Genomic DNA, 26,068 nt, shown 5'->3' with positions numbered 1-26,068 from the left:
TTACTCAAATATATTTTAACTAAAAGCATTAGTTAAAATATGATACTTGAAAGTAAAAGACCGATAAAACAATCGGTCTTTTTTCTTATATTAATAAAAATTAGAAATAAATAGCATTGTATTTCATACCACAATGCAAATATTATAAGATGGATATACACTGATTATAGATTGAAAATAAGTTTGTTATCAGTTTTTTTAGAAATCTTACAAGCGTGTAAGATAAATGAAAGATGAATCAATATGTGCTATAAGACAATTCATTTACACTTTATAGTGAGCAGTGGAAATGAAGGGAGAATATAAATGGAAATTTTACATGCAAAAAGTATTAGTAAAGTATATAAAGGGAAAATACCTTTTAAAGCATTGGTAGATATTGATTTATCAATTCAAGAAGGTGAATTTGTAGGAATTATGGGACCATCAGGTAGCGGGAAAACAACATTATTAAATATGGTATCTACTATCGATTCTCCATCATCAGGAGAAATGTTAATAAATGGTACAAATCCTTTCCAGTTATCATCAGACAGTTTAGCTTTATTTCGTAGGAAACAATTAGGATTTGTTTTTCAATCATTTAATTTACTTAGCACACTTACAGTAAAGGAAAATATCGTATTGCCGATGACATTAGATGGTGTATCTGTACAAGAAATGAACAAACGAGTGGAAGAAATTGCAGAGAAATTAAATATTGCAGATATATTGAGTAAAAGAACGTTTGAAATATCAGGGGGGCAAGCTCAAAGAACTGCAATCGCTCGTGCAATCGTTCATAAACCACAATTATTACTTGCCGATGAACCAACTGGGAATTTAGACTCTAAATCTTCAAATGATGTAATGGAGATGCTAGATACTCTTAATAAAGAAGAAAAAGCCACGATGATGTTAGTTACACATGATCCTTATGCAGCGAGTTTTTGCAGCAGAGTTATATTTATTAAAGATGGTCAATTATATAACGAAATTTATTGTGGTGAAAGTAGGCAAGCCTTTTATCAAAAGATTATGGATGTCCTTTCTTTGTTAGGAGGAAAAAGGCATGACTTTTTGTCAGTTCGCATTTAATAATATTTTTCGTAATAAGCGTACATACGCTGCCCATTTTTTAAGTTGTGCATTTTCTATTATGATTTTCTTTACGTATGCCCTATTATTATTTCATCCTGATTTACAAGGGGAGTTAAAATCGACAAGTGCAACAATAAGTGCATTTGGTACGTTAGGATTTACCGTTTCGCAAGGATTAATTTTTGTATTTTCATTTTTCTTCATTCTATATTCAGTCAGTTCATTTTTAAAAACGCGTAAGAAAGAATTTGGCATATTAATGATGCAAGGTATGTCAATGCGACAGCTTAAGAAATTATTATTAATTGAAAATATGTTAATTGGATTTGGTTCAATTTGTATAGGGATTCTCATTGGACTCGTATTCTCTAAGCTAGTGTTATTGATAAGCGCAAGTGTATTAATGATTAACAATGGCCTACCTTTTTATATACCAGTGCAGGCGGTATTATTAACAGTCATCACGTTTCTTTTCTTATTTTTAATTGTTTCGCTTGTTACTTTTAAAATGGTAAAAGTAACAGAACTTGTAGAACTCATTCAAGCAGAAGAAAAACCAAAACCTGAACCGAAATCTTCAATTTTATTATCGCTACTTTCTTTAATTAGTATAGGATGTGGGTATTTATCAGTATTTCATTTTATTTCAAATCATAGTTTTATTACGCTCGGAACGGGTGTACTTTTAGTAATTATAGGAACGTACTTTTTATATACGCAATGTAGCGTTTATATATTGTATCTGGCAAAAAGAAGTGAATCTTTCTTTTTAAAGAGAACGAATATATTAACATTCTCAGAATTGATTTATCGTATGAAAGATAATGCAACCATGTTTTTTATAGTATCTATTATTTCAGCAGTTGCATTTACAGCAATTGGTACGACAGCTGCTCTCGGTAATAGGGATTTAGTAAGAATGACAAATCCGTATACATTTCTGTATGTAAGTTTTGAAACAGACAAAGAGGTAGATAAAAATCTCTCTACTATAAAAAAACATCTTGATGATGCTAATATTCCTTATCGAATGGCTTCGTCTTCAAATAAATATACAGAAAGTAACGTATATGTAATAAAGTTAAGTGAATATAACGAACTTGCGAGAGCACTCGGGTATCAACAAGAAACGATTGAAAAAGAAGATGAAATTTTACTAATTCCTGGAATGGTATCCCAAAAACAAGAATTTAGAAATGGTGACTATAAAAAGAATATTGAAGTCATTCAAGGAGATTGGACAAAGACATTTCGTGTGAAAAAAGCTGTAGAAAATTTAGTTTTACCGCATGATACTAGAAGTATTTATATTGCTGTTCAAGATCATGTGTATGATGGAATTCCTGTTTCTCCTGACCAAGATGATATAGGTGATCAAAATCGTACTTACGGATTTGTTGTAGATGATTGGATGAAAACGAAAGAGATTTCAAACCAATTAAATAGTATATTTGAAAAAGATGTTAGCAAAGATAATTTCTACTTTCAAGCTTTAACATTAGATTTGTTAAGTGCAAAGCAAACGAATGGATTATTACTTATGGCAAGTGTTTTAGTCGGAATCGTCTTCTTCACATTCGCTGCTAGTTTTATCTATTTTCGATTATATACTGATTTGGATCGCGATCAACAGCAATATAAAATGATTTCGAAAATGGGATTAAGTAAACGAGAGTTAAAAAAAGTTGTAACGAGACAATTATTATTAATGTTCTTCTTACCGATTGTCGTTGCAGTAATTCATACTGTAGTCGCTTATACGGCATTACAACAATTAGTCGATTTTTCTATTTTAAATAGCTCTATCGTTATTTTAATTTCATTTATATGTATACAAGTTTTATATTTCTTTATAACTCGTTGGCGGTACCTACAAAAGCTGTATAAAACTATGGAACAATAGAGGATATCAACTATTAAGATTACAGGAAATCATGTGAAAAACAAATTGAATTATGAAAGGAACCGTGATGAAAAGAACACTAACTATCTTCATGTTAACTATAATAATTTTAATAAGCTTAAGCGCATGTTCTAAAAATGAAGACTTATTCCCAGCTAACGGTGTACTAATAATTGGAGATGAGAATAATGCTTCACCAATTATTAATCGTTATAAGGAAAATACGAAAGAAAATGAAGTTTATTCAGTGAAAACAGGTGAATTTGGAAAAGGGAAGGTACTAATATTAAATGAATCTACTGCGCAAGCGATGATTAAAGAAAAGATTTTTTGTAAACGGGATAATGTATCCAGTTCTATGCCTATAGACACATTACCGAATTTTCCAAAAGAAGGCTCATTATTATTTACACATGAAGACGAAAAGACTATACAAAGTATTGAAATAGAAGGAAGAGAGATTCCTGTTAAATATGATAGTAATGCTTGGATTGGTAACACTCGTAATTATGGGTTTCAATGGTATGTGATTGTAGCGAAAAATAGTGTATATAAAGAAATAAAAGCAAATGAAACGAAAATGCAACTTCTTCATCTGAAAAAATCTTTAGGTGACGAAAAACCTAAAATGTCGACAGATAATACATTGATTAATGAAAATGTAAAAGTAAGAAAGCTAATTAAAGGTTTAGAAGGAGAAGTATCTTTTCAGTTTGTAACGATTGGAGAAAAATCTTAAAAAAGAGTTCGAGGTTGATAGAAACTTTATCGATCTTGAACTCTTTTTATGTATAGATCATTTAGAGAACATAAACTACATTACTTCATTTAATCGAGTCTCGTTCGTTTCTTCAATCGAATTTGGATTTTGAGCCGAACTATTTTGAGCTTCTTTTTCTTTACGGACTTTTTGTAGCATTTCAAGGATGATCCATAATGGAACACCTTTATCTTTCAACATCTTCCATAAATCTAATTCGTTAAATTTATGCTTAGGCTGTTTCATTTCTTTTTCAGATGAACAAATATCGAACTTGATAGGATCATTCGCTTTCTTACCTTCAAGTTTAGTAGAAGAGATAGTATTATGCTCAAGATTAGATGGAGTTATTTTAGTAGGTTGAGATAATGTATGAATGTTTGATCCGATTTGCATGCTTTTTCCTTCTTTTCAAGCAGCGAAATTAGTTTTCTTATGATCTTTTAATCCGTTGAACATGAGGAAACTATAGCTAATATTGTAAAAAATAAATATTAACTTGAATTAATATTTATCAACATTTATATATGTTTTCTATATATACAACGTATATAAAATACTTTACATTATGTTTAAGTTAAAAACTGATTGTGTCAATCTTTTTCACAGAAAAATGAAAGTGTTTAATTAGGGGGAGAAAGTATGGGGAAGTTATTTTTAAAAGTATGTTTTTTCACATTAGTAACTGTTTGTTCATTCGCAGCGAAAACAACTTACGCTGAAGAGAGACAACAAAATAATTATCCTATCATTTTAGTGAATGGATTTGCTGGATGGGGTAGGGAAGAAATGTTAGAGGTAAAATATTGGGGTGGTGTTCATGATATACAGGAAGATTTAAAAAGAAATGGTTACACAGTACATACTGCTGCTGTTGGCCCTGTTTCTAGTAATTGGGACCGTGCATGTGAATTATACGCGCAAATTAACGGTGGAACAGTAGATTATGGTGCGGCACACGCTGAGAAACATGGACATAATCGTTTTGGTAGAACATATAGTGGTTTTGCAACGAATTGGAGTGAAACAAATAAAGTTCATTTAGTTGGGCATAGTATGGGAGGACAAACGACGAGAACATTAGTACAGCTATTAAAAGAAGGAAGTTATGAAGAAAAAAATTATGTGAAAAATCATCCGAACACAAAGATATCACCACTATTTGAAGGTGGTAAATCGTATGTTCATAGTGTTACAACTTTAGCAACTCCTCACAACGGGACAACACTTGCGGATGGTAGTCTATTGCTTCCGTTTGTTAAAGATTTACTCATTACAGCTGCGAGTTTAGGAGGAAACAATAATTTATCGTTATATGATTTTAAATTGGATCAATGGGGTATGAAAAAAAATGCTGGAGAGTCCTTCTTCCAATATACTGATCGGATATTAAATAGTGCAATTTGGAAAAATACAAAAGATATTAGTCAATGGGATTTAAGTACTGATGGAGCAAAGGAGTTAAATAGTTGGGTAAAGACACAATCGGATGTATATTACTTATCGTATAGTGGACATGCATCACAAGCAGCACCTATAACGGGTTTACAACTACCTCATATTACAATGAACAAAGTGTTAATGGGGAATGCAGTTTTCTTAGGTTCCTATGCAAGATTTGAAGAAAATCGCCCATTAATTGATACATCTTGGTGGCAAAATGACGGTGTAGTAAATACAAATTCTATGATTGCGCCTTCGTCTAATATTGCTGTATATAATAATGAGTTTTTACAGGCTGGAAAATGGAATCATATTGAAACGAAAGTAAATTGGGATCATCTCGATATGGTAGGATTAAGTGTTTCAGACACGTTAGGTTTTTCTAATATTCAAGAGTTTTATAGAACAATTGCAGAAAAGTTATCACGGCTACCGCAATAGTTAATAATAAAGCGCTCTCGATGGAATTCGGGGGCGCTTTATATTATATTGAAAGAGGGATATGGAAGAAAAATATGGGGGGATATTATGAAAATACAAGTTGTTTTATCAGGATACGGGACTGTAGGAAGAGAGTTTATAAAATTAGTAAACGAAAAATATTTATATATATACGAAACATATGGAATCCATTTAGTTGTAAGTGGCGTATTAGGTAGAAATATTGCAATACATAATGAGGAAGGTTTGTCTATTCATCATTTACTAATGTATGGTGGCGGTACTGCTGCGATTGAAAAATATATAGAACATCATCCAGGCGAACGTGCAACAAGTGGGATAAGTGGTACTGTATTGGTAGAATCAACTGTTACAAATCTTAAAGATGGAAATCCAGGAAAACAATATATAAAACAAGCGATGGAGAAACATATGGATATTGTAGCAATTTCGAAAGGTGCACTTGTTACTCACTGGAGAGAAATGAAGGAAGCAGCAAAAGAAGCGAATGTACGAATTCGATATAGTGGCGCAACTGCCGCAGCACTACCGACATTAGATATTGGACAATTTAGTTTAGCTGGCTGCAATATTGAAAAAATAGAAGGAATATTAAACGGGACAACTAATTATATACTTACAAAAATGTATGAAGAAGATGTTACTTTTGAAGAAGCACTGAAAGAAGCGCAAAATAAAGGAATTGCTGAGACGAACCCAATACTAGATGTAAGTGGTTCAGATAGTGCGTGTAAATTGTTACTTTTGGCAAACAGCTTGATGGGTGTTTAGAATACGCTTACAGATATACATATAAAAGGAATCGAAAGTGTTACAAAACAACAAATTCGAAATGCTAAGGAGCAAAACAAATATATTAAATTAATAGCTTCAGCATATAAGGATAAGGATAAGGATGGTAAAGTGAATCTTAATGTAGAATCGCTTGAAATAGAAAAAGACCATTCACTAGCAAAAGTAAATGGAACTGAAAAAGGAATAACATTCTTTACAGATACAATGGGACAAGTTACTACAATTGGTGGAGCTTCTAATCCACGCGGAGCCGCAGCAGCTGCTTTAAAAGATGTAATTAACTTATATCGTAGAGATTTATAGCAGTAAAACTTATACCTTCAAAATTCGAATGGAGCAAAAAAGTTAGGTGGGATCCTTATTGCCCATATATATCCGATTGATGCGGGCTAATAATCGGTGGGGGATGAACAAAATCCCCACTGATTAAAGTTTCACTTTATTAGACCGTACCGCTATTAATAAAAAATACATATGTAGTGGACCTTTTGAAAATGAAATAAATATGCAAAAATGATTGCAGGGGGTAAGGATTTGTTTAAAGATTTTAAAGTTGTGAAAGATCGTCCTGTTTATATTCAACTGAAAGATTATTTAAAAAAGATGATTATGAAAGGACATTTGTTAGGGAACCAAAAGATCCCATCAACAAGGGAACTGAGTGAATTACTATCTGTGAGCAGAAATACAGTACTCGCTGCTTATGCGGATTTAGAGCAAGAAGGACTCATTTATGCAGTTAAAGGAAAAGGAAATTTTGTTGCGAAGGTTGATATTTCTAACACTTCGTCTGTTGAAATAGATTGGAAAAATAAACTCAATACAGTTACCGCATTAGCGGATGAATTAGATTTAATGAAACATGGTGTTCGCTGGGAAAAAGGAATGATTGTTTTTAATAGTATAGCACCGGATGAAAAGCTATTTGATGTTGAAAATTTCAAAAGAGCTTTTCTTACTCGCATGTCCATTGAAGGGGATATCGTACTGAACTACGGATATGCAAAAGGTTATAGACCGTTAATGAATTATTTACTCCATTACATGGAAATGAAAGGTGTAGATATTTCGAACAAAGATATTTTAATTACAAATGGATTTACAGAAGGATTAGATATTGTATTATCTTCTTTATCGAAAAAATCAGGGCGTGTTATTTGTGAAAACCCAACTCACCATGCTGCATTGAAACTTTTTCGTTTACATGGACTTGAAGTTCATGGGATTAATATGAATGATGATGGTATTGATACGAATGAAGTAGAAAAAAGTTTGCGTGAAAAGGATTTTGATTTCGCGTATTTAATCCCTTCTTATCATAATCCAACTGGTATTGTTACGAGTTCGGAGAAAAGAACGGAATTGATGAGATTATTTTCAAAATATAAGATTCCTATTATAGAGGATGGATTTAATGAGGAATTACGTTATTCAGGTTCACATTTAGCGCCATTATTAACTTTTGCTGGGGCTGGTAATAATGTGATTTATATTAGTAGCTTTTCAAAGGTACTTTTCCCTGGTTTACGTGTAGGTTGGATCATCGCAGATAAAGAACTCATTCATTATTTAGAAAGTGTAAAAAGAGCACGAACCATTCACACATCAACGTTAGATCAAGCTGTTTTGTTTCAATATTTACATGAAGGATATTTTGAAAAATATTTAAAAAAAGCAAGATCTGTTTATAAGAAAAAATATGAGTTAACTGTTGGGGCGTGTAATCAGTACATTCCGTTTAAAAGAATGACTGGAGATGGTGGACTTCATTTATTTATAGAGTTGGAAGAAAAAATTCAAGCCCGCGCACTTTTACAAAAGTGTTATGAGAAAGGAGTTACGTTTTCTCCTGGAGATGTTTTTTACTCTGATGGAGGAGGAGAGAACACATTCCGCTTAGGCTTTTCACGATTGAAGGAAAAAGAAATAGTTAGTGGGATTCAAATAATTGGTGAAACTTTAAAAAATGAAACTTGGAGTTGAGAAAATGAGAATTGGCGTTATTATGGGAGGAGTATCCTCTGAAAAACAAGTATCAATTATGACTGGGAATGAAATGATTGCACATTTAGATAAAAATAAGTATGAAATCGTTCCAATTACGTTAAATGAAAAAATGGATTTAATTGAAAAAGCGAAAGACATTGATTTTGCATTGCTAGCATTACACGGAAAATACGGAGAAGATGGTACAGTTCAAGGAACACTTGAGAGTTTAGGTATTCCATATAGCGGTAGCAATATGTTATCTAGCGGTATATGTATGGACAAAAATATTTCGAAAAAGATTTTGCGTTATGAAGGAGTAGAAACACCAGATTGGATTGAACTTACAAAAATGGAGGACCTAAAGCTTGATGATTTAGATAAGTTAGGATTTCCGTTAGTGGTAAAACCAAACTCTGGCGGCTCGAGTGTTGGCGTAAAGATCGTCAATGATAAAAATGAATTAATCTCAATGCTGGAAACTGTATTCGAATGGGATTCTGAAGTAGTAATTGAGAAGTATATAAAAGGTGACGAGATTACATGTTCAATTTTTGATGGTAAACAGTTACCTATCGTTTCAATTCGACATGCAGCTGAGTTTTTTGACTACAATGCAAAATACGATGATGTTAGTACAATTGAAGAAGTTATAGAACTTCCAGCTGAAGTACAGGAACGTGTAAATAAAGCGTCATTGGCATGTTATAAAGCATTAAAATGTAGTGTTTATGCAAGGGTTGATATGATGGTGAAGGATGGAATTCCATATGTAATGGAGGTTAATACATTACCAGGGATGACACAATCAAGTTTACTACCAAAAAGTGCAGATGCGGCTGGAATTAATTATAGTAAACTATTAGATATGATAATTGAAACTTCATTAAAAGTAAGGAAAGAAGAAGGTTTTTAAGATATTTGTACAATTAAAACTTTTGATAGTTCTACGAAGTATGCTATGATAATTGCAATACGACAACCCAATATTTATCCACTAGGGGGGCCTTTATAGGCTGAGATCAAATGGGGATTTGAGACTCTTAGTACCTGATCTGGTTAATACCAGCGTAGGGAAGTGGGAAGACAATCATAATTAACGAATAAATAAACATTGTCTATTTCACTTTCTTTACGCCTGTAAAGAAAGTTTTTTTATTTTACAGCTATAATAATTGTGGGTAAACACGTATGGTTTATAAATTATTGGAGGGATATAAATGACTTTTTCACAATCATTACGTAAAGAAGTAGATTCAATTTGGGAAGCTAGTTTTAATCATCCTTTTGTAAAAAAACTTGGCGAAGGAACGTTAGATTTAGCTAGTTTTCGCTATTATGTGCTTCAAGATTCATATTATTTAAGTCATTTTGCTAGAGTACAAACTTTAGGAGCGGCAAAGGCACTGGAATTAGAAACGACAGCTCGTATGGCACACCATGCTCAAAATACATACGAGGCAGAATTATCATTACATGAGAATTTTGCTAAGAAATTAGGGATTACAAAAGAAGAAAAAGATAATTTTATCCCTGCGCCAACTGCATATGCATATACATCTCATATGTATCGTGCAGCTTATGAAGGGCATTTAGGAGATATTATTGCAGCTATTTTACCTTGCTACTGGTTATATTATGAAATTGGTGAGCGTTTAAAAGAGTGTCAGCCAGAAGAACCAATTTATAACGAATGGATTTCTGCTTATGGATCTGATTGGTTCCGTACATTAGTTGAAGAGCAAATTACACGGTTAGATACTATCGCTGAACAAGTGACAGAGTCTGACCGCAAGCGTATGAAACAGCATTTCATTATTAGTAGTCAATATGAATATTCATTTTGGGAAATGGCTTATACTTTAGAAAAGTGGCCAGTGGATACAGATGTAAAAGATGTAATAAGATAAAGAAAAGAGGTATTGCTAATACGTATGTATGGACAATACTTTTTTTTGGTTTTTGTAAATCATAAATACAACACAAGCGCTTGGTATGGCGCTCAAGGCAGGCTTGTAGGTGGATGGTATGAAACTGACAAAAGAAGAACGCAAAGAGCTCACATACCAAATTGGCGATATTATCGAACAGAAATGTAGACGTTGTTATTATAACCGTACATCTAACGAATGTTTCAGTATCAATGAATGTAAGGAGTGCCCGACTGGTGAAGAATTACGCCAGTTGGGTAGATACCTTGATACGCAGCCGAGAAATCGTGGTGGAAAACGAAAAGATATACCCATTGGGCTTACTCCGGAGCGTGTACGCGAATTGAATTAACAAGGCATCCCAGATAAAGATATTAGCATTATGTATAATCGTAGCCCCTCTTATGTAGAGAAAATGAAACAACAATGGAAGCAAGCTGGTGTTTGGAAAGGACTAACTATTTATAGTTTAAACAAGCATTAATTAATTATACAAACAAAAAAAGAGCACTTTGTATAGGTGACATGATAGGGCGTGCGTAATGATCGAGATAATTACTTCCCGCATATTTATATGTTTTAAATAAAGGCCCTTTTCGTATAGATTGTTGTTTTTTTGCGATGAAAATAAGACCTTAGATTAAATCCAGGTCTTAAGTATTTATGAAAGCTTTCTTCGTATGGCGATATTAATCTTCAACACGATTTCCAAGTCCAAACAATCACCTAAATAAATGCACAAGGTAGAATCCGAAAATCAGCTTTATAAATATTTACTAAAATTCTATTTTTTGTGCACATTACCATTTAGAATATTCTTGCATTTTCTAATATTTCGTTTGATTTGCTGATTTTCAAAAAAATAAACCTCTGTACCTGCCCAAATAAAAACCCAACACACAATGCTTAATACTCCTGCAACATAGGCATGAGTGCTTGAAAGTTTCAAGAATATTAACCCAACAATAATACCAAGCACAAACAAAACAATAGCCTTTTTGACATTTCTCGAATATGTATATTCCTCTTCGTTCAAGAGGTTAGAAAAAGTGTTAAATGTGGCAGTCTTCAATGACTTTTCGTCAAAATCATTCTGACTTAAAAAAAATATTTCTACTTCTTTTCTTTTGCCACTGTGCAGTTTTGACAAAATAAAATCTTCAAGGTCAGAGCTTAGGTGAACATCATCTGAGCTATAATATCTTGAAAACGGAGTATCAGTTTCATCTAAATAGATATTTATACTTAATTCATCTTTCATGTTAACCCTCCTTTAAATCCAATTTACTAGTTGAAAGTCAACCTTTTATCAGTATGGTCAAGATAGCAACAATTCTTACGAAAACAGCGTAAATAAAAAAATAGAACAGAATCCTTATTTAAATATAAAAGAGCGCTTTCCAATGCGTTCTCTGACCAAAATTTATATTGAAAAAGAATACCACATGTTATCGTATGTATGCTTCTTAGGGGTTTGTGGATTTAATACAAAATCTTTATTTGAGAAGGAAGAGAACTAAATGGAAAAATTGATCTATGATTTTGAGTTAATGATACAAGAGGGTGATTCTGGTGTTCCCAGTGGGTCCGACGGATAGAAGGGATATATCATCAATAAATACATCTGAACTTCCAAATTCGGGGAACTTAGCGATAACTATTGATGCTGTATTAGCTGTAGCCGGCACTGGAGAAGCAGTCTCATAAACTTCTAACCAATCTTTTTCGTTGTTATCGGGGATACGATTGAAAAGTATAAAAGTAACTCAGCCGTCTTCCAAAAAAGTATTTTCATTATAATATTGAACATTGATAGCTATCAAAGGGCTAGGAAATGGTCCGGTTTTAGTAAGGGACACAAAAAGTTCGAACGTTTCATTTTGGGATACTGGAACTGCTTGAGCAATAATAGCGTTAGTTAAACCTCCAGATAATTTAGCGCTGTAAACACTAGAATGGCTATTCAATAAAATCCACTCTAGTAAATAAAAACGCTATTTTAGTAGAAAGGAGGGTGAAGATGGAAGATAACATAAAGCTTTTGGCTGATGAAGGAATGTTAGGGATGGAGTACAAGGAAAGAAAAATTCGTGTATATAACACGGAAGGTAATGTGATGGAATTACTTTCAACAAAAGAACAGGTTCAAGAGGCTATCGATTATTTAAAAGAATGCCAAAAAGAAATGAAGTAATGTCCTAAAGAGTAATCAGATCGAACGGAGGGGAACCGTACCGTATGAATCAACCTTCTAGGCATGTAATAGAGGTAATGTTAAAAAGGGGAATTGTAATACATGGGTTTATATTTTATAATTTGAATGTAACGTATTAATGGTGTGAGAGGTGTGATGTATGTGCTACGTTTAATAAAATACAGATAATAAGTAAATATTACTTTCATTAGTGTTTCATTTTAATTGTATTATTCAAATTGATAAATGTAATTTAAGGAATTTGTTTAAATTGATTAGATTAAGTAATTGTTTTTCTAGTTTTTGATGATCAAGATAAATGAAGAAAGGAAGTACTCATTTCATGGAAAAATTACGGTTATTAACATTTGAAAATATAGTGGAACCCCTTTTAAACGAAAGTGTATCATTCATATATTTTCCTATTGAATGGCTGGATATTGTAGAGATACATTATAAGACGTTTTTATTAACAAGTAAGTTGAAACGCTTGAATGAAAGATTGTATGATATGTTTTCTGATATATTGTTTATTCAGCATAATCCGTATGTATTAAATGAAAATACACCATGGATTATATCAAAAGAACCGATTAGGCAAGAACAGCTTGATTATATTTTCCAAAGTTGGTATAAGGTTATTCATGATTGGAAACCAAATCAATTACTAGAACCACCCAAATATGAATGGCATAACGAATTAATTTCTAATTTGCCAGTATTACATGATAATGAAACGTATTCTAAGTGGATCCCCGCTTTAATTTCGCATGTTTTTTGTGAACAACCTGTAAAAATGAACGATAAAATTGAAGAAGAAATCTATTTTTCCCCACTACGTTCACAAAATATTTGTGAGTCCATGTCAGAACCAATTAAAGATGAAAAAACACAAGATTTTTTCGCTTATGTATATCGGTTTGAATGCATAACTCGCGCAGGAGGGAATATCCCATTATTAAATGTTTCAGTAGGAATTCGAAGGTTCTATCAAGAATATAACCATCCAGATATCCCTTTACTTTTGAGACGAAAACGGGGCATGATATTAATTTCTACCTCAGAGTTTACATTGAATAATAAAAAATTGCGGTTTGTAAAGCTAAAAGTACAGCAAGCGACAAACGGTATAAAATGGATTAAGTTATTTAGAAATTTAAAAGATGATTTTCATATAGGTGGAGAAGTTGAATTAGATCATATTCTTCAATATCCAAAAGACTATATTATGGGGACAAATAAAACAGTGTTACTTCCATATAATGAGAGAATATATAAAGTTCAAGGTACTAAAATAAAATCTGGTATAAAAGTAAAGGATAGAGAGTATTTATTTAAAGAATTTCAGCGGAAATTCTCTTATTTTACATTACTTCCAAAATGCATAAAGGTAGTAACAAATAATGAAAATGAATTATTTCCTTTAATTGCACCAAAAGGGTTAGAGACTTTAACGTTAGAAGTTTGGTCCGACAATATATTAATGGAAATAGAACAAGCATTAATTGAAAGTGAAATTGTTTTAGCTAAGATTGGTGAGGCATCTTATGTATTAAATGCAGATTCTCCAGTATTGCTAAAGGTAGTGAGATTTAATATAGAAAAAGTGTTGCAAAATCCATATAAAATGCAATATTGCCAGAAATATAAAACAAATCTTGTAGATGATGTAATGAAAGCTGTATATGCCACTGCAGGTGAGCGAAATGATGCAACGTTAGCGTTAATCGCAATGGAAAATTGTGATGGGCGAGAGAAAATTGACCCAAAACAAATCGTCCGAGAAGGATTTGCACGAACAAAACGTATTTCAGCCTTTATTAATTTATTTATAGGCCAAAGTGTATCTCGTGAAACAATTGTGAATAGTATTCTAAGCTTACTAGAACAAAAAGGATTTTTGAAGCGTAGTTGGAATAAGATACATTTACCTTGTACATATGTTAATTTATCAATTGAAAGAATCTCGAAATTTGATTTCCTACCTATTTTTTCGAAAATACAAGGTAGAGAAATTTCATATAAATTATATGGGAATACAGAGTGGCAAACGATTGACTGCGTATTATTAAATATAAATGAACATAATGCATTTTTGCCACAACCATCAAAAAGAAATGATATGGGGGCTCTTTTTAAACAATTTGTTTCCGAAACATTAATGGGAATTTTACAACATGCGAAAGAGCGAACTGAACAAGTTTATTTCATTGTAGATGCGGATTTGAGAAAATATTGGATAAAAGAGTTACAAAATGAAAAAATTGATATAGATATTTTACCTGAGATTGTTCCGGCTATGCAAAAGATTCCAAATATAAATGTCATAAGAATAAATTCAGCTTTTGATGTGCCAAGCTACGATGTGATAGAACATGATAATGTTACGGATGGCACAGGTTTATATGCAGATCAAAAAGGTATGTATTACAGCACTGGTGAATACACATTAAATTGTAGTGAAATATTGCAGCGATATATCCTTGAAATTCTACCATTAGGTGTAAAATCTGTAGAAAGGGATTATATCGTTAAAATGATACATTACATGTGCTGTAATTCCAGTATGCTCTTGGAAAAAAATCTCCATATGACGTATTCCATGCATATGGTTAAAGTGATAAAAAGTTACATCACAGATATAGATGCAAGAGAGTTTAAAGAGTTTGAAGATGAATTAGATGTAGATATAATAAAAATGGAAAAGAAAGATTCAGTGATTCTACTTTAAATAAAGTAAACAAATCCTGCTCGTTATAGCGATCAGGATTTGTCATTTTTCTATGTAAATAATGCTATCCTTTGTCATGTATCTTTTCTTTTACGTATTTACTTTATTCACATACAGGATTAAGATGTTTTTTAGAAATACAAAATCTACATCATTTGGAAAAGTGATTTTTATTTAGTGAAAAGAAATTTGAAAGGAATGGGGAATTGTGAAGAAATTAGATGTGCTATTAATGTTACTAAGCGGCCTCTTTCCAATTGCAGGAATTATAAAGCAAATCCCTCTAGAACAATCTTTATATATTGGAGGACTATTATTTTTTACTAGTTTCGGTAGTTATTTTGCGAAAAAAGTATATTCACGTATATGTAGCTGGATAGCGTATGCACCATTTATAACATTACTGTTAGTCATATGGAACCAGGATATATCAACAAGTTCAATAATTACGAACGCAAAAATTGCCGCTTGTGTCGCGTTAATTCCGTGTTTATTCCGTTTTCGTACATATGGACTTACTTTGGGCTTATTCTCGTTATGGGCTGCTTTACTATGGGATATAAAAGAAGTACAGTCGTTAGTCATACTTGAGCGTATGATGAATTTAATGACAAGCCATTATTTATATATTCTTCTTTTAGTTGGAGGACTTATATTAGGTGGATTACTTGCGATGTTATTACACCGTAAAGAGAAAGACACTAATAAAGAAAATACTAATTTATTTAAACAAAAAAAGAAACGTAAAAGGCTATCATTTAATATTCGCCTTCCAAGATTACCGAAACTTAAAATGAAATTATTTAAGTTTCGCGGAAAAGCATCTAAACATAAAGCACCAGAAAGAGTCCATGAGCATAATTACGAAGAACCAGTTGCGAAATATGAAATGACAGAGCAAATAGATCAATACAATGAAGGCACTGTTCAAGGGCAAACAAGGATGGAACGCCGCAGAAGTAGGTATAATGCATAATGAAATTTAGTAACCTCTTAATGATTTATCTTAAAATCGATTAATCATTAAGGGTTTTTTTATGTAATTATATATAGGTTGCTAATGAGGGATTTAAAGCATTTTTTTAAGATAGGGACTTCAATAAAATAATGGGAGAAAAAATACTTGTTATTATATATCTGCTTGTATATTATTCTTAGTTAGCTTTTTACATGTTTATTGGGACTTCGGAGGTAAGTGGAGGACAAGTAGTGTTATTCCAACTAAATCTGGAAAAAAAGCATTTTTGCCTCGTGGAGGAATGACATTATTCATTGTGTTACTATTAAGTATGGCAGCAATAATTTTATTACATCAAGCAAATGTTGTTCATTTTGCAGTTCCTCATATAATAGTTCAAACGGGTTCCTGGATTTGTATGATTGTATTTTTCATTAGAGTAATTGGTGAGTTTCATTATTTGGGTATCTTTAAACGAAAAAAGATACGCACTTTGCTAGAATGGATACTATTTTATATATTCCTCTTTGTCTTTTTTTATCTCTTACGTTTTTATTAGTAATAATCAAGTGAAAATATATGATACACTATAACTTACGTTATTTTAGTAATGAATAGAGGGATTTACATGATAGATAAAATTAAAAATGTTGTCGATGAAATGTATGAGGATGAAGCAAAACATTTACTGCAAAGTCTCCTTATACAATTAGATTTATTAGAAGAGAACTATAGTGAAGATACGATTAAACACTTGATGAGTATACCTAAGCAGCTGACGAATGATATATCCTATAAAAGAAATGTAAAAGAAAGTACACATATTCATATCACTTTCGATGAATCAACAGGTGGTTGTTTAAAACATATGTTAAGTCAAGAAGAACTATTTGAGGAGAGTGTTGTTTCATTCTCTGAATTCTTTTCAATTGGACCGATACACCAATTACATACGAATAAAGGGCAACTAGTAAGACAGCAATGGTTATTAAACAATCTAACTACTTATGATGGTTATTTTGAAGAAGAATATCTAATGAATTTTATGGAAACTTTAGAAGAACTACATTCTATTCCAAATGAAACACCAATTACCATCTGGAAGGCGAATAACGCACATGAACATGTAGGCCTTTGTTTTGTAATGGCTCAATTAAAAGATAAGAAAAATATTCGTATAATTAATACATCTGAAGCGAGCAGAGAAATATTAAAACAAGAGTATGATATACGTGGAACGGGTGAATTGCCGCCCGAAAGTTTAGCTACTTTCATAAGGAATTCTGTAGAGTTATCATATTTAACTAAAGAGACTAGAGAAAAGTTTGAACATGAATGGGATAGTTTATCGAATAGTACAGAGTTATTAAGAATTTGGAAAGACAATGAAGTACATTCGGTGAAAGAAGACTATTTTGATCCTTTTATTATTGAATGCGCAAAAAGAATAGGTGCTGATAAAGACTTCCTTAAAGCTCCGAGAGTAATTGGGGAAGTGCTTGGTCATGTCGAACAACTTGTAGGGGATACCTTTTTAGAATACCGATTGAAAGCATTAATTAATCAAGATTTATTTGAATTTAAAGGTTCACTAGAAGAAATGCGTTTTTATAGTGTGAAGTTGAGTAAATAAAAAATACATTCCGTTTATGAAAAAGCTTGTAGTTTTAAAACTACAAGCTTTATTTTTTTAGTTGAATTTGGGCTATACATAAGCTTCCTACAGTTGGCCTACAACATATGTATGTTAATGGAAATGAATGAAAAGAAGGTGATATGTTAATATGTATAACCAACAAAATTATCCATATGATCAAGGAATGTATTATAATCCGCAAAACTACGGATATGAATCTGTAAATGAAGCGAGAGATATTGAACAAGAAGATTACAGACCAGATGATGCGGAAGATGCTCCAACGTCACCACCACCATCACAAGCTCCATCTTTACCGTCAACATTTGCTTCTCCTGCACAAGCTGGCAATATGAAATCATGGATGTGTAATTGCTTAGGAAGATGGGGATATTTACGTTTACATCGTCCTGGGCCTTTCGGAAGAGACTTATGGTTCTTTCCGACAGAAGTTAGAAGAAACGGAGTCTCAGGATACACTTGGCAAGGTGGCCGACGTCGTAAAGTAAGTTACCGATATCAACAAATTAGTAATTTTATGTGCTTTGCATAAAGAAGAGTGAGAGAGTAGAAAGATTATACTTTCTCACTTTTTTATTTTTCAATATACGAAGTAAGATTTTGATTAAAAATTTACAATTTTCACGTTTTTATTAGAGTATAATGCAAATGTTGGCTGGTTTTCAAAAAAAAATGAGAGTGAGGGAATACAATGTCAATGAAAAATAAAGTTGGACTAAGAATAGAAGATGGTATTAATTTAGCTTCAGCTCATTTTAAAGAAGATGCTTATGAAATTTATAAAGAATCAAGAAAAGTGCAACCTGTCCTATTTGTAAATAAAAATGAATTAGGTGCGGAGTGGCTTATTACAAGATATGAAGATGCTCTGCCACTTTTAAAAGATAATCGCTTAAAAAAAGATCTAGCAAATGTGTTTCCTCAAGATACAAAGAACATGTATCTTTCCGTTGACAATAGTGATCATTTAACTACGCACATGTTAAATTCAGATCCACCTAACCACAGTCGTTTACGATCTTTAGTTCAAAAAGCTTTTACACCGAAGATGATTACACAATTAGACGGAAGAATTCAGAGAATAGCGGATAATTTAATAAGTGAGATAGAGCGAAAAGGTACATTAAATCTTGTGGATGATTATTCATTCCCATTACCGATTATTGTAATAAGCGAGATGCTAGGAATTCCAAAAGAGGATCAAGCGAAATTTAGAATTTGGTCGCATGCTGTCATTGCATCGCCAGAAACACCTGAAGAAATAAAAGATATTGAAAAGAAACTATCTGAATTTATTACATATCTTCAATATTTAGTTGATGTAAAACGACAAAATCCAAAAGAAGATTTGGTCAGTGCTTTAATACTTGCAGAAAGCGAAGGGCATAAACTTAGTGCTCCGGAGCTATATTCAATGATTATGTTACTTATCGTAGCTGGACACGAGACAACTGTGAATTTAATTACAAATACAGTATTAGCACTTCTTGAAAATCCAGAACAATTACAGTTATTAAAAGAAAATCCAAAACTAATTGATTCAGCTATTGAGGAAGGATTACGATATTATTCTCCAGTAGAGATTACGACTGCAAGATGGGCGGCTGAGCCGTTTCAAATTCACGAACAAACAATCCAAAAAGGAGATATGGTTATTATCGCATTAGCTTCAGCAAACCGTGATGAAACAGTATTTGAAAACCCAGAAGTATTTGATATTACACGAGAAAATAACCGTCATATTGCCTTTGGGCATGGTAGTCATTTCTGCCTAGGTGCACCACTTGCTAGGTTGGAAGCAAAGATTGCTATTACTACTTTGTTAAAGCGGATGCCTGAACTACAAATAAAAGGCGATCGTGAAGACATTAAATGGCAAGGCAATTATTTAATGCGTTCTTTAGAGGAATTGCCTTTGACTTTCTAGAATAGTTAAATTGAGACATGCATACATTGAAAATGTTTTACATAGAGTATGTATGTGTTATTTAAATTCGAAACGGAAGGGTGAAAACATCCCAATGATCAACTAATTCTATTTTTAAGAGATCTTCGTTAAAAAACGAAATATTCTTCTGAATAGGATTAGTCTGTACATGTATAGAAAAGGGATGTATTTCGCTCTGCGAATATATAGTCTTTTTATATGATTTGTGCTGCCTCCTGTTCAGAACATGAAATAGGAGGCTTTTTTATGTCGACGACTATAGAACCGAAACAAAATCATGGGGTATCACAAGTTTTAAAAAATCGGTTTGTACAGGGAATTCTTGCATCAGCATTATTTTTACAAATAGGAATATGGGTTCGAAACTTTGCGGTATTATTGTATGTTATGGAAATGACGAAAGGTGATGCTTTCGCTATATCAATGATTTCAGTTGCTGAATTCGCCCCAATTTTTATTTTTTCATTCATTGGTGGAACTTTTGCTGATAGGTGGAGGCCGAAGAGGACAATGATATGGTGTGAAACGTTAAGTGCGATTTCAGTATTCGCTGTATTAATTACTCTTATGTTTGGAACGTGGAAAATCGTGTTTTTTGTGACGCTAATCTCTGCAATCCTTTCGCAGTTTTCTCAACCATCTGGAATGAAGTTGTTTAAACAACATTTATCGACGGAACAAATTCAATTAGCAATGTCTATATATCAAACGATATTTGCAATATTTATGGTATTAGGACCAATTCTCGGAACATTTATTTTTCATAGTTTTGGAATTTATATTTCAATCGTCATAACAGGTATCGCATTTTTACTTGCGGCAGTTGTTTTGTTATTTCTTCCGAAAGATCTCGAGAATGAAAATGAGAAGAAAGAAATCACACTAATGCAGGAAATGCTGGATGGTATTAAATATGTAAAAAAGAAAAAAGCATTAACTTTGCTAGGGTTTTGTTTTATGGCAGCAGGACTAGGTATAGGTTTAATTCAGCCACTAGGCATATTTATTGTGACAGAGCAATTAGGTTTATCAAAAGAAAGCTTACAATGGTTATTAACAGTCAATGGTGCGGGAATGATTGTTGGCGGAGCTTTAGCGATGATGTTTGCGAAAAACGTTGCCCCGCAAAAAATGTTAATTGTAGGTATGCTCGGTCAGGCAATTGGAATTGGTATTATAGGCTACTCTACAAATTTATGGGTGACACTTACAGCACAACTTTTTAGTGGTTTAGCCCTACCGTGTATTCAAATAGGGATAAATACACTTATTATACAAAATAGTGATACAGATTTTATTGGTAGAGTAAATGGCATTTTAAGTCCACTATTCACCGGTTCAATGGTAGTAACGATGAGTATAGCTGGTTCATTAAAGGAGATGTTCTCATTAGGTACGATGTATGAGGGGACGGCTCTACTATTTGTTATTGGATTATTATTTATCTTACCTATATACAATTTAAAGCCAGTAATAGCAGTAGAAAGTGAAATGAATGGTAAAGGAAGTGCTGTGCAACATGAATCCTAATCCAAATGTTAAATACCCAATTGAAGGAAATCAAAGCGTTCATTTTATAAAAAATACAATAACGAAATCTAATATACTTGTTGGTGACTATTCTTATTATGATGCAAAACATGGGGAAACATTAGAAGATCGAGTGTTATATCATTATGAATTCATCGGGGATCGTCTCGTTATTGGAAAGTTTTGTTGTATTGCATCTGGAGTTACCTTTATTATGAACGGAGCGAATCATCGAATGGATGGATTTTCGGCATATCCTTTTAATATTTTTGGGAATGGCTGGGAGAAATTCACACCGAACTTGTCTGAATTACCGTATAAAGGAGATACAGTTATAGGAAATGACGTTTGGATTGGCATGGATACAACTATTATGCCCGGAATAAAAATAGGGGATGGTGCAATAATTGCAGCTAAATCTGTTGTGACTAGAGACGTCGCACCATATACAATTGTTGGCGGAAACCCTGCAAATAAAATAAAAGAGAGATTTTCAAATGCAATAATAGAAAAATTATTGCAAATACAATGGTGGCATTTTGACATTGAGAAGATAACAGAAAATATCGATGCTATTGTACGAGGAGATATAGAATTATTAAGAAGCTAAAAAGGTAATAAAAAATGCATGGCAAAGAGTATCATACCTCCGAATTTTGTTAATGATAATAGAACAAGGAGGTGTGATACTATGGCACAAGACGTTTTATGTGAAGTAAACAACTGTAAATTTTGGGCTAACGGTAATAAATGTAGTGCAGATGCAATTTATGTAGTAAGTCATAAAGGTAAACACGCATCTACAACGGAAGAAACAGATTGCAAAACTTTCGATCCAGAAATATAAATTTTTGAAGGGTAGCCAACTCGAGGTTGCCCTTTTATTAATTATAGTATTGATAATAAATCTCATTTTCATTCATTATTTTTTACTTTTCTTGTTATTTTTTATATTTTCTTCATAAGAGATATAATCCAATGTAATTCATGTTCAATACGTGATTTAGTAAATTCAACAACTTCTGTAATAAAAGGTGAGACAACGTCAAGGGATTGGATGGCTGTAAGTTGTTCTCGAAGCACGTTTTGGCGCGTAGTCAAAATTTCTTTTCTAGCCTCGTAATCAAGTTTTTCGAAGAGCGCGATACGCACAAGGAATTCAGTATTGTTTGTCGCAATTTTTTCAGGAAACTCTCTTAGTATTTCATAAAAAATTTCTTCCCCTGTTTCAGTTATGTCGTACATATTTCGGTTTGGCTTTCCGACTTGTTTATGTATTTTTTTCGTTATAGCACCCATATTTTCGAAGCGCCGAAGAGCGGGATAAAGTGTGTTATGATTTAATTCGAAATTCTCACCTAACCGATTTTGAATATTTTTCTTTATTTCATAGCCGTATTTTGGTCCTGTCGTTAATTCAGCTAGTAGTAAAATATCAACGTACATAAAAATCCCCCTTATATATTTCTCAAGTTCTCCAATAAAAAATCTTCTTTAACATATGTTAAAATAACATATGTTAGATTATACAACTTTGAACTACCGACCTAACACTTTTATTGTAAAAGAAAAGGGAGGAAAGAACTATGGCTTCGCCTGAAAATGTGATTTTAGTTCATGAAATTTCAAAGCTGAAAACAAAAGAAGAATTGTGGAATCCGTATGAGTGGTATCAATTTATGAGGGAGAATCATCCGGTTCATTATGATGAGGAGCAGGATGTATGGAATGTTTTTTTATACGATGATGTAAATCGAGTTTTATCGGATTATCGCTTGTTTTCAAGTAGAAGGGAGCGAAGACAATTCGCAATCCCTCCTTTAGAAACTAGAATAAATATAAACGCTACTGATCCACCAGAACATCGCAATGTACGTTCTATTGTTTCTAAAGCATTTACTCCAAGAAGTTTAGAGCAATGGAAACCCCGAATACAGGCTATCGCAAATGAACTTGTACAACATATTGGAAAATATAGTGAGGTTAATATCGTTGAAGAGTTTGCTGCACCTTTACCTGTTACCGTCATATCCGATTTATTAGGAGTGCCAACAACTGATCGTAAAAAAATTAAAGCATGGTCTGATATTTTATTTATGCCGTATAGTAAAGATAAATTTAACGATTTGGATGTGGAAAAAGGAATTGCGTTAAATGAATTTAAAGCATACCTTCTTCCGATTGTCCAAGAAAAACGATATCACTTAACGGATGACATTATTTCAGATTTAATACGAGCGGAGTATGAAGAGGAAAGGTTAACTGATGAAGAAATTGTAACTTTTTCATTAGGTTTATTAGCAGCTGGTAATGAAACGACTACAAATTTAATTATTAATAGTTTTTATTGCTTTTTAGTGGATTCACCTGGAATTTATCAAGAATTAAGAGAAGAACCTAAATTAGTTGCAAAAGCGATTGAGGAAGTATTACGCTATCGCTTTCCTGTTACATTAGCTCGGAGGATTACAGAAGATACAAATATATTTGGACCTTTAATGAAAAAGGATCAGATGATTGTTGCGTGGGTTAGTGCAGCAAATTTAGATGAGAAAAAATTCTCACAAGCTTCTAAGTTTAATTTACACCGAATAGGAAATGAAAAGCATTTAACTTTTGGTAAAGGGCCTCACTTTTGTTTAGGGGCACCACTTGCACGTTTAGAAGCTGAGATTGCATTAAGTACCTTTATAAATACTTTTGAAAAAATAGAGTTAGCTCCATCTTTCAATTTAGAAAAATGTATATTGGAAAATGAACAAACCTTAAAACACTTACCTATTCACTTAAAAACTCAATAAAACGTTCAACAAGGTACATTGTATTGTACCTTGTTTTTTATTTCTCAATTGTAAAATTTTAATGTGTTTTATAGTATGGAGGTGTGTGGAAAAAGAGTAGAGGAGGGTGCTTATGTTAACGTGCAATGGGAGTAAAACGTTTCAAACATTTATTAAAGCTGTAACTGATTTAATAGATGGTGATTTATTGGAAGAACAAATCGTGTGTGAAATTGAAAAATTACTAGAAGAACTTTTAGAAAAGAAAACATGGCTTCCGTTAGATAAACAGAATGCGAATTCGACTCAATATGCACGTCACTTACTGTATGAAGATCCGTTCAAACGTTTTGAAGTATTAGCTCTCGTATGGAAAGATGGGCAGGCTACACCTTTACATGATCATGATGGCACATGGGGAGTAGAAGGTGTTTATTCAGGAAGGATAATGGTACAGAATTTTATACAAACGAAGCAACTTGGAAGTTCATTGTTTTATTTAACACATACAGGAAATCTGTATTTGGGAGAAGGAGAAACGGATAAAGTAATACCACCAGCTGATTGTCATATTCTTGAAATTAGCGAAAATGAAAACGTTATCACGATTCATATTTACGGAAAGTGTTTAGAAAAATTTAAAGTATATACTCCAACTGAAGAAAAAAATGTGTACATGTGTGAGACAAAATATACTAGTTATAATTCATAGTTTAAAATCCAAAGCTTTTTTTAAATCCAAAGCTTTGGATTTTATTTATAATTATTTCTTGACCTGAAACGCTTTTCATAAATTATAAATAAGGAGTAGCTCACGAGTACCGTATGAAAACGATACCTTTTATTTAATTAGAACTCGTGTATTTATAGAAAGTGGTGAAGAAATAATGAGGTTAATCGCAATTGATTTAGATGGAACTCTTCTTTCGGGAAATAAAATGATTAGTAAAGAAAATGCAGAAGCAATTCGAAAATGTCAGGAAGCTGGCCATGTTGTAGCAATTTGTACAGGACGTTCTATGGTGGATATTGAACGACTATTGTTAGAAGTTGATTTAGAGTGTCCGATTATTGCGGAAAATGGTGCACTTATATATAAAGATAAAAAAATGATGAAGAGATATCCGATTCAAAATATGCAAGCACTTGAGATTGTAGAATATCTTGAAGAGAATGGCTTGTATTATCAACTTTATACTGATAAAGGTGTGTATGTACCGGATTATGGAGTAGAGAGTGTACGTAATGAAATTGAGTATGTGAAGAATTCAAAAGGAAATTTCGACTTGAAAGAGTTAGAAACAATCGCAGCCTTATACCTTGAGCATACAGCGTTTCATAGTGCGAAAAGTTGTAAACCAATTGTAGAAATGGATATACATGTGCATAAACTTTTACCGTTTTCTTATGACATAGAGAAATTAAAAAAATTAAAAGAAACGTTTCTGCATAATACCGATTTAGCAATTACATCTTCATATTGGCATAATTTAGAGATTAATCATCGAGATGCTCAAAAAGGAAATGGATTATATACTTTAGCAAAACATCTTAATATTCCAGTTGAAAATACTGTAGCAATAGGTGATGGACTTAACGATGTTTCAATGATGGAAAAAGCAAATGTATCAATTGCGATGGGAAACGCAGTAGATGAAATAAAGGCAATTTGTCAGTACGAGACGTTATCAAATGAAGAACATGGTGTTGCACATGCTTTATATAAATTTGTAATGTAATAAAAAGAAAAAAAGAATCCAAGTAGGATTCTTTTTTTCTTTTTATTAGGGGTAAGGTATTCTATGATATTCATAGAAGCCTTATTACACTCCATTATATAGAATATATTGGAATAAATGTTTATAATTTTCATATTAATTGTGAAAATTTTATGAACTTTACTTTTATTG

At 32.5% G+C, this 26,068-nt stretch carries 24 protein-coding genes, 3 pseudogenes and 1 riboswitch; of the genes and pseudogenes, 23 read left to right on the top strand and 4 right to left on the bottom strand.

The window, feature by feature from the left end; all coding sequences use genetic code 11:
• Positions 1-306: 306 nt before the first annotated feature.
• Genes BAQ49_RS15845 through BAQ49_RS15835 form a run of 3 tightly spaced genes read left to right on the top strand, consistent with a single transcriptional unit; the run spans position 307 to position 3,722 of the window.
• Positions 307-1,077: an ABC transporter ATP-binding protein gene (locus BAQ49_RS15845; protein WP_071746107.1), complete on the top strand. Its 771-nt coding sequence runs from the start codon at positions 307-309 to the stop codon at positions 1,075-1,077.
• Positions 1,052-2,983, top strand: a complete 1,932-nt coding sequence (locus BAQ49_RS15840; RefSeq protein ID WP_071746106.1) for an ABC transporter permease — start codon at positions 1,052-1,054, stop codon at positions 2,981-2,983. Before BAQ49_RS15845 ends, BAQ49_RS15840 begins: the two co-directional genes overlap by 26 nt.
• A 52-nt stretch (positions 2,984-3,035) precedes the next feature.
• Positions 3,036-3,722 carry a lipoprotein BA_5634 family protein gene (locus BAQ49_RS15835; protein WP_083596208.1) on the top strand — a complete coding sequence of 229 codons (687 nt, stop codon included), beginning with the start codon at positions 3,036-3,038 and terminating at the stop codon, positions 3,720-3,722.
• 75 nt (positions 3,723-3,797) lie between these two features.
• On the opposite strand, the gene BAQ49_RS15830 is transcribed toward BAQ49_RS15835, so the two are convergent.
• On the bottom strand, positions 3,798-4,139 hold the full coding sequence (locus BAQ49_RS15830) for a DUF3914 domain-containing protein (RefSeq protein ID WP_071746104.1): 342 nt from the start codon (positions 4,137-4,139) through the stop codon (positions 3,798-3,800).
• Positions 4,140-4,385: 246 nt separating this feature from the next.
• Here BAQ49_RS15830 and BAQ49_RS15825 point away from each other — a divergent pair, with 246 nt between their 5' ends.
• From BAQ49_RS15825 to BAQ49_RS15800, 6 genes and pseudogenes are all read left to right on the top strand, one after another.
• The gene (locus BAQ49_RS15825) at positions 4,386-5,627 is read left to right on the top strand and encodes an esterase/lipase family protein (protein ID WP_071746103.1); all 1,242 of its coding nucleotides are present in this window, start codon (positions 4,386-4,388) and stop codon (positions 5,625-5,627) included.
• Between the two features lie 87 nt (positions 5,628-5,714).
• A pseudogene (locus tag BAQ49_RS15820) lies at positions 5,715-6,746 on the top strand (homoserine dehydrogenase).
• A gap of 231 nt (positions 6,747-6,977) precedes the next feature.
• Positions 6,978-8,426 (top strand): MocR-like pyridoxine biosynthesis transcription factor PdxR, encoded by a 1,449-nt coding sequence (gene pdxR, locus BAQ49_RS15815; RefSeq protein ID WP_071746102.1) that lies wholly within the window; start codon positions 6,978-6,980, stop codon positions 8,424-8,426.
• Between the two features lie 4 nt (positions 8,427-8,430).
• Complete coding sequence (ddlB, locus tag BAQ49_RS15810; RefSeq protein ID WP_071746276.1) at positions 8,431-9,345, top strand: D-alanine--D-alanine ligase; 915 nt, start codon at positions 8,431-8,433, stop codon at positions 9,343-9,345.
• Positions 9,346-9,418: 73 nt separating this feature from the next.
• Positions 9,419-9,523, top strand: a riboswitch (TPP riboswitch).
• 126 nt (positions 9,524-9,649) lie between these two features.
• Positions 9,650-10,339, top strand: coding sequence for a thiaminase II (gene tenA / locus BAQ49_RS15805; RefSeq protein WP_071746101.1), 690 nt, complete (start codon positions 9,650-9,652; stop codon positions 10,337-10,339).
• 118 nt (positions 10,340-10,457) lie between these two features.
• Positions 10,458-10,844, top strand: a pseudogene (locus BAQ49_RS15800) (hypothetical protein).
• A 300-nt stretch (positions 10,845-11,144) separates the two neighbouring features.
• On the opposite strand, the gene BAQ49_RS15795 reads toward BAQ49_RS15800, so the two are convergent.
• Complete coding sequence (locus BAQ49_RS15795) at positions 11,145-11,621, bottom strand: hypothetical protein (RefSeq protein WP_071746100.1); 477 nt, start codon at positions 11,619-11,621, stop codon at positions 11,145-11,147.
• Between the two features lie 311 nt (positions 11,622-11,932).
• Here BAQ49_RS15795 and BAQ49_RS33920 point away from each other — a divergent pair, with 311 nt between their 5' ends.
• Positions 11,933-12,067, top strand: coding sequence for a hypothetical protein (locus BAQ49_RS33920; RefSeq protein ID WP_257208431.1), 135 nt, complete (start codon positions 11,933-11,935; stop codon positions 12,065-12,067).
• A 59-nt stretch (positions 12,068-12,126) separates the two neighbouring features.
• Here BAQ49_RS33920 and BAQ49_RS34300 read toward each other — a convergent pair whose 3' ends face one another.
• On the bottom strand, positions 12,127-12,327 hold the full coding sequence (locus tag BAQ49_RS34300) for an NTTRR-F1 domain (RefSeq protein ID WP_071746099.1): 201 nt from the start codon (positions 12,325-12,327) through the stop codon (positions 12,127-12,129).
• Positions 12,328-12,380: 53 nt separating this feature from the next.
• Between BAQ49_RS34300 and BAQ49_RS32990 the strand changes: the two genes are divergently transcribed.
• The 10 genes and pseudogenes from BAQ49_RS32990 to BAQ49_RS15740 all read left to right on the top strand — a co-directional run bounded on the left by BAQ49_RS32990 (position 12,381) and on the right by BAQ49_RS15740 (position 22,225).
• Positions 12,381-12,554: a hypothetical protein gene (locus BAQ49_RS32990; RefSeq protein WP_165616051.1), complete on the top strand. Its 174-nt coding sequence runs from the start codon at positions 12,381-12,383 to the stop codon at positions 12,552-12,554.
• 343 nt (positions 12,555-12,897) lie between these two features.
• Positions 12,898-15,285, top strand: a complete 2,388-nt coding sequence (locus tag BAQ49_RS15785) for an RNaseH domain-containing protein (protein WP_071746098.1) — start codon at positions 12,898-12,900, stop codon at positions 15,283-15,285.
• Between the two features lie 208 nt (positions 15,286-15,493).
• Positions 15,494-16,261: a DUF3959 family protein gene (locus BAQ49_RS15780; protein WP_071746097.1), complete on the top strand. Its 768-nt coding sequence runs from the start codon at positions 15,494-15,496 to the stop codon at positions 16,259-16,261.
• 157 nt (positions 16,262-16,418) lie between these two features.
• Positions 16,419-16,816: pseudogene (locus BAQ49_RS15775) on the top strand (DUF3995 domain-containing protein).
• A 55-nt stretch (positions 16,817-16,871) separates the two neighbouring features.
• The gene (locus tag BAQ49_RS15770; protein ID WP_071746096.1) at positions 16,872-17,876 is read left to right on the top strand and encodes a DUF1835 domain-containing protein; all 1,005 of its coding nucleotides are present in this window, start codon (positions 16,872-16,874) and stop codon (positions 17,874-17,876) included.
• Between the two features lie 151 nt (positions 17,877-18,027).
• The gene (locus BAQ49_RS15765) at positions 18,028-18,432 is read left to right on the top strand and encodes a hypothetical protein (RefSeq protein ID WP_071746095.1); all 405 of its coding nucleotides are present in this window, start codon (positions 18,028-18,030) and stop codon (positions 18,430-18,432) included.
• Between the two features lie 159 nt (positions 18,433-18,591).
• A complete protein-coding gene (locus BAQ49_RS15760) occupies positions 18,592-19,827 on the top strand; it encodes a cytochrome P450 family protein (RefSeq protein WP_071746094.1) in 1,236 nt (411 codons plus the stop codon).
• A gap of 267 nt (positions 19,828-20,094) precedes the next feature.
• On the top strand, positions 20,095-21,378 hold the full coding sequence (locus tag BAQ49_RS15750; protein ID WP_071746093.1) for an MFS transporter: 1,284 nt from the start codon (positions 20,095-20,097) through the stop codon (positions 21,376-21,378).
• Positions 21,368-21,988 carry a Vat family streptogramin A O-acetyltransferase gene (locus BAQ49_RS15745; RefSeq protein WP_071746092.1) on the top strand — a complete coding sequence of 207 codons (621 nt, stop codon included), beginning with the start codon at positions 21,368-21,370 and terminating at the stop codon, positions 21,986-21,988. Before BAQ49_RS15750 ends, BAQ49_RS15745 begins: the two co-directional genes overlap by 11 nt.
• Before the next feature lie 81 nt (positions 21,989-22,069).
• Positions 22,070-22,225 carry a DUF1540 domain-containing protein gene (locus BAQ49_RS15740; protein ID WP_071746091.1) on the top strand — a complete coding sequence of 52 codons (156 nt, stop codon included), beginning with the start codon at positions 22,070-22,072 and terminating at the stop codon, positions 22,223-22,225.
• Between the two features lie 101 nt (positions 22,226-22,326).
• Here the strand turns inward: BAQ49_RS15740 and BAQ49_RS15735 are convergent, their stop codons facing one another.
• Positions 22,327-22,824: a PadR family transcriptional regulator gene (locus BAQ49_RS15735; RefSeq protein WP_071746090.1), complete on the bottom strand. Its 498-nt coding sequence runs from the start codon at positions 22,822-22,824 to the stop codon at positions 22,327-22,329.
• Positions 22,825-22,964: 140 nt separating this feature from the next.
• Between BAQ49_RS15735 and BAQ49_RS15730 the strand changes: the two genes are divergently transcribed.
• The 3 genes from BAQ49_RS15730 (at position 22,965) to BAQ49_RS15720 (ending at position 25,897) form a co-directional block, all read left to right on the top strand.
• Positions 22,965-24,179 carry a cytochrome P450 gene (locus tag BAQ49_RS15730; protein ID WP_071746089.1) on the top strand — a complete coding sequence of 405 codons (1,215 nt, stop codon included), beginning with the start codon at positions 22,965-22,967 and terminating at the stop codon, positions 24,177-24,179.
• A gap of 112 nt (positions 24,180-24,291) precedes the next feature.
• Positions 24,292-24,870, top strand: coding sequence for a cysteine dioxygenase family protein (locus BAQ49_RS15725; protein WP_071746088.1), 579 nt, complete (start codon positions 24,292-24,294; stop codon positions 24,868-24,870).
• A gap of 175 nt (positions 24,871-25,045) precedes the next feature.
• Complete coding sequence (locus tag BAQ49_RS15720; protein ID WP_071746087.1) at positions 25,046-25,897, top strand: Cof-type HAD-IIB family hydrolase; 852 nt, start codon at positions 25,046-25,048, stop codon at positions 25,895-25,897.
• Positions 25,898-26,068: the final 171 nt, after the last annotated feature.

The sequence above is a fragment of the Bacillus proteolyticus genome (genome assembly GCF_001884065.1).
Taxonomy (GTDB): domain Bacteria; phylum Bacillota; class Bacilli; order Bacillales; family Bacillaceae_G; genus Bacillus_A; species Bacillus_A proteolyticus.
The sequence above is the reverse complement of the archived record's forward strand: the minus strand, read 5'-3'. Positions and strand labels throughout refer to the sequence as shown.

What these genes read in the sequence shown, in the direction of transcription:
- BAQ49_RS15830 (WP_071746104.1), bottom strand. Translation starts at nt 4,139, where the DNA reads ATGCAAATCGGATCAAACATTCATACATTATCTCAACCTACTAAAATA.
- BAQ49_RS15845 (WP_071746107.1), top strand. Translation starts at nt 307, where the DNA reads ATGGAAATTTTACATGCAAAAAGTATTAGTAAAGTATATAAAGGGAAA.
- BAQ49_RS15720 (WP_071746087.1), top strand. Translation starts at nt 25,046, where the DNA reads ATGAGGTTAATCGCAATTGATTTAGATGGAACTCTTCTTTCGGGAAAT.
- BAQ49_RS15740 (WP_071746091.1), top strand. Translation starts at nt 22,070, where the DNA reads ATGGCACAAGACGTTTTATGTGAAGTAAACAACTGTAAATTTTGGGCT.
- BAQ49_RS15760 (WP_071746094.1), top strand. Translation starts at nt 18,592, where the DNA reads ATGTCAATGAAAAATAAAGTTGGACTAAGAATAGAAGATGGTATTAAT.
- BAQ49_RS15795 (WP_071746100.1), bottom strand. Translation starts at nt 11,621, where the DNA reads ATGAAAGATGAATTAAGTATAAATATCTATTTAGATGAAACTGATACT.
- BAQ49_RS15765 (WP_071746095.1), top strand. Translation starts at nt 18,028, where the DNA reads ATGTATAACCAACAAAATTATCCATATGATCAAGGAATGTATTATAAT.
- BAQ49_RS15785 (WP_071746098.1), top strand. Translation starts at nt 12,898, where the DNA reads ATGGAAAAATTACGGTTATTAACATTTGAAAATATAGTGGAACCCCTT.
- BAQ49_RS15725 (WP_071746088.1), top strand. Translation starts at nt 24,292, where the DNA reads ATGTTAACGTGCAATGGGAGTAAAACGTTTCAAACATTTATTAAAGCT.
- tenA (WP_071746101.1), top strand. Translation starts at nt 9,650, where the DNA reads ATGACTTTTTCACAATCATTACGTAAAGAAGTAGATTCAATTTGGGAA.
- BAQ49_RS15730 (WP_071746089.1), top strand. Translation starts at nt 22,965, where the DNA reads ATGGCTTCGCCTGAAAATGTGATTTTAGTTCATGAAATTTCAAAGCTG.
- BAQ49_RS15745 (WP_071746092.1), top strand. Translation starts at nt 21,368, where the DNA reads ATGAATCCTAATCCAAATGTTAAATACCCAATTGAAGGAAATCAAAGC.
- ddlB (WP_071746276.1), top strand. Translation starts at nt 8,431, where the DNA reads ATGAGAATTGGCGTTATTATGGGAGGAGTATCCTCTGAAAAACAAGTA.
- BAQ49_RS15825 (WP_071746103.1), top strand. Translation starts at nt 4,386, where the DNA reads ATGGGGAAGTTATTTTTAAAAGTATGTTTTTTCACATTAGTAACTGTT.
- BAQ49_RS15835 (WP_083596208.1), top strand. Translation starts at nt 3,036, where the DNA reads ATGAAAGGAACCGTGATGAAAAGAACACTAACTATCTTCATGTTAACT.
- BAQ49_RS32990 (WP_165616051.1), top strand. Translation starts at nt 12,381, where the DNA reads ATGGAAGATAACATAAAGCTTTTGGCTGATGAAGGAATGTTAGGGATG.
- BAQ49_RS15770 (WP_071746096.1), top strand. Translation starts at nt 16,872, where the DNA reads ATGATAGATAAAATTAAAAATGTTGTCGATGAAATGTATGAGGATGAA.
- BAQ49_RS15750 (WP_071746093.1), top strand. Translation starts at nt 20,095, where the DNA reads ATGTCGACGACTATAGAACCGAAACAAAATCATGGGGTATCACAAGTT.
- BAQ49_RS15735 (WP_071746090.1), bottom strand. Translation starts at nt 22,824, where the DNA reads ATGTACGTTGATATTTTACTACTAGCTGAATTAACGACAGGACCAAAA.
- BAQ49_RS15840 (WP_071746106.1), top strand. Translation starts at nt 1,052, where the DNA reads ATGACTTTTTGTCAGTTCGCATTTAATAATATTTTTCGTAATAAGCGT.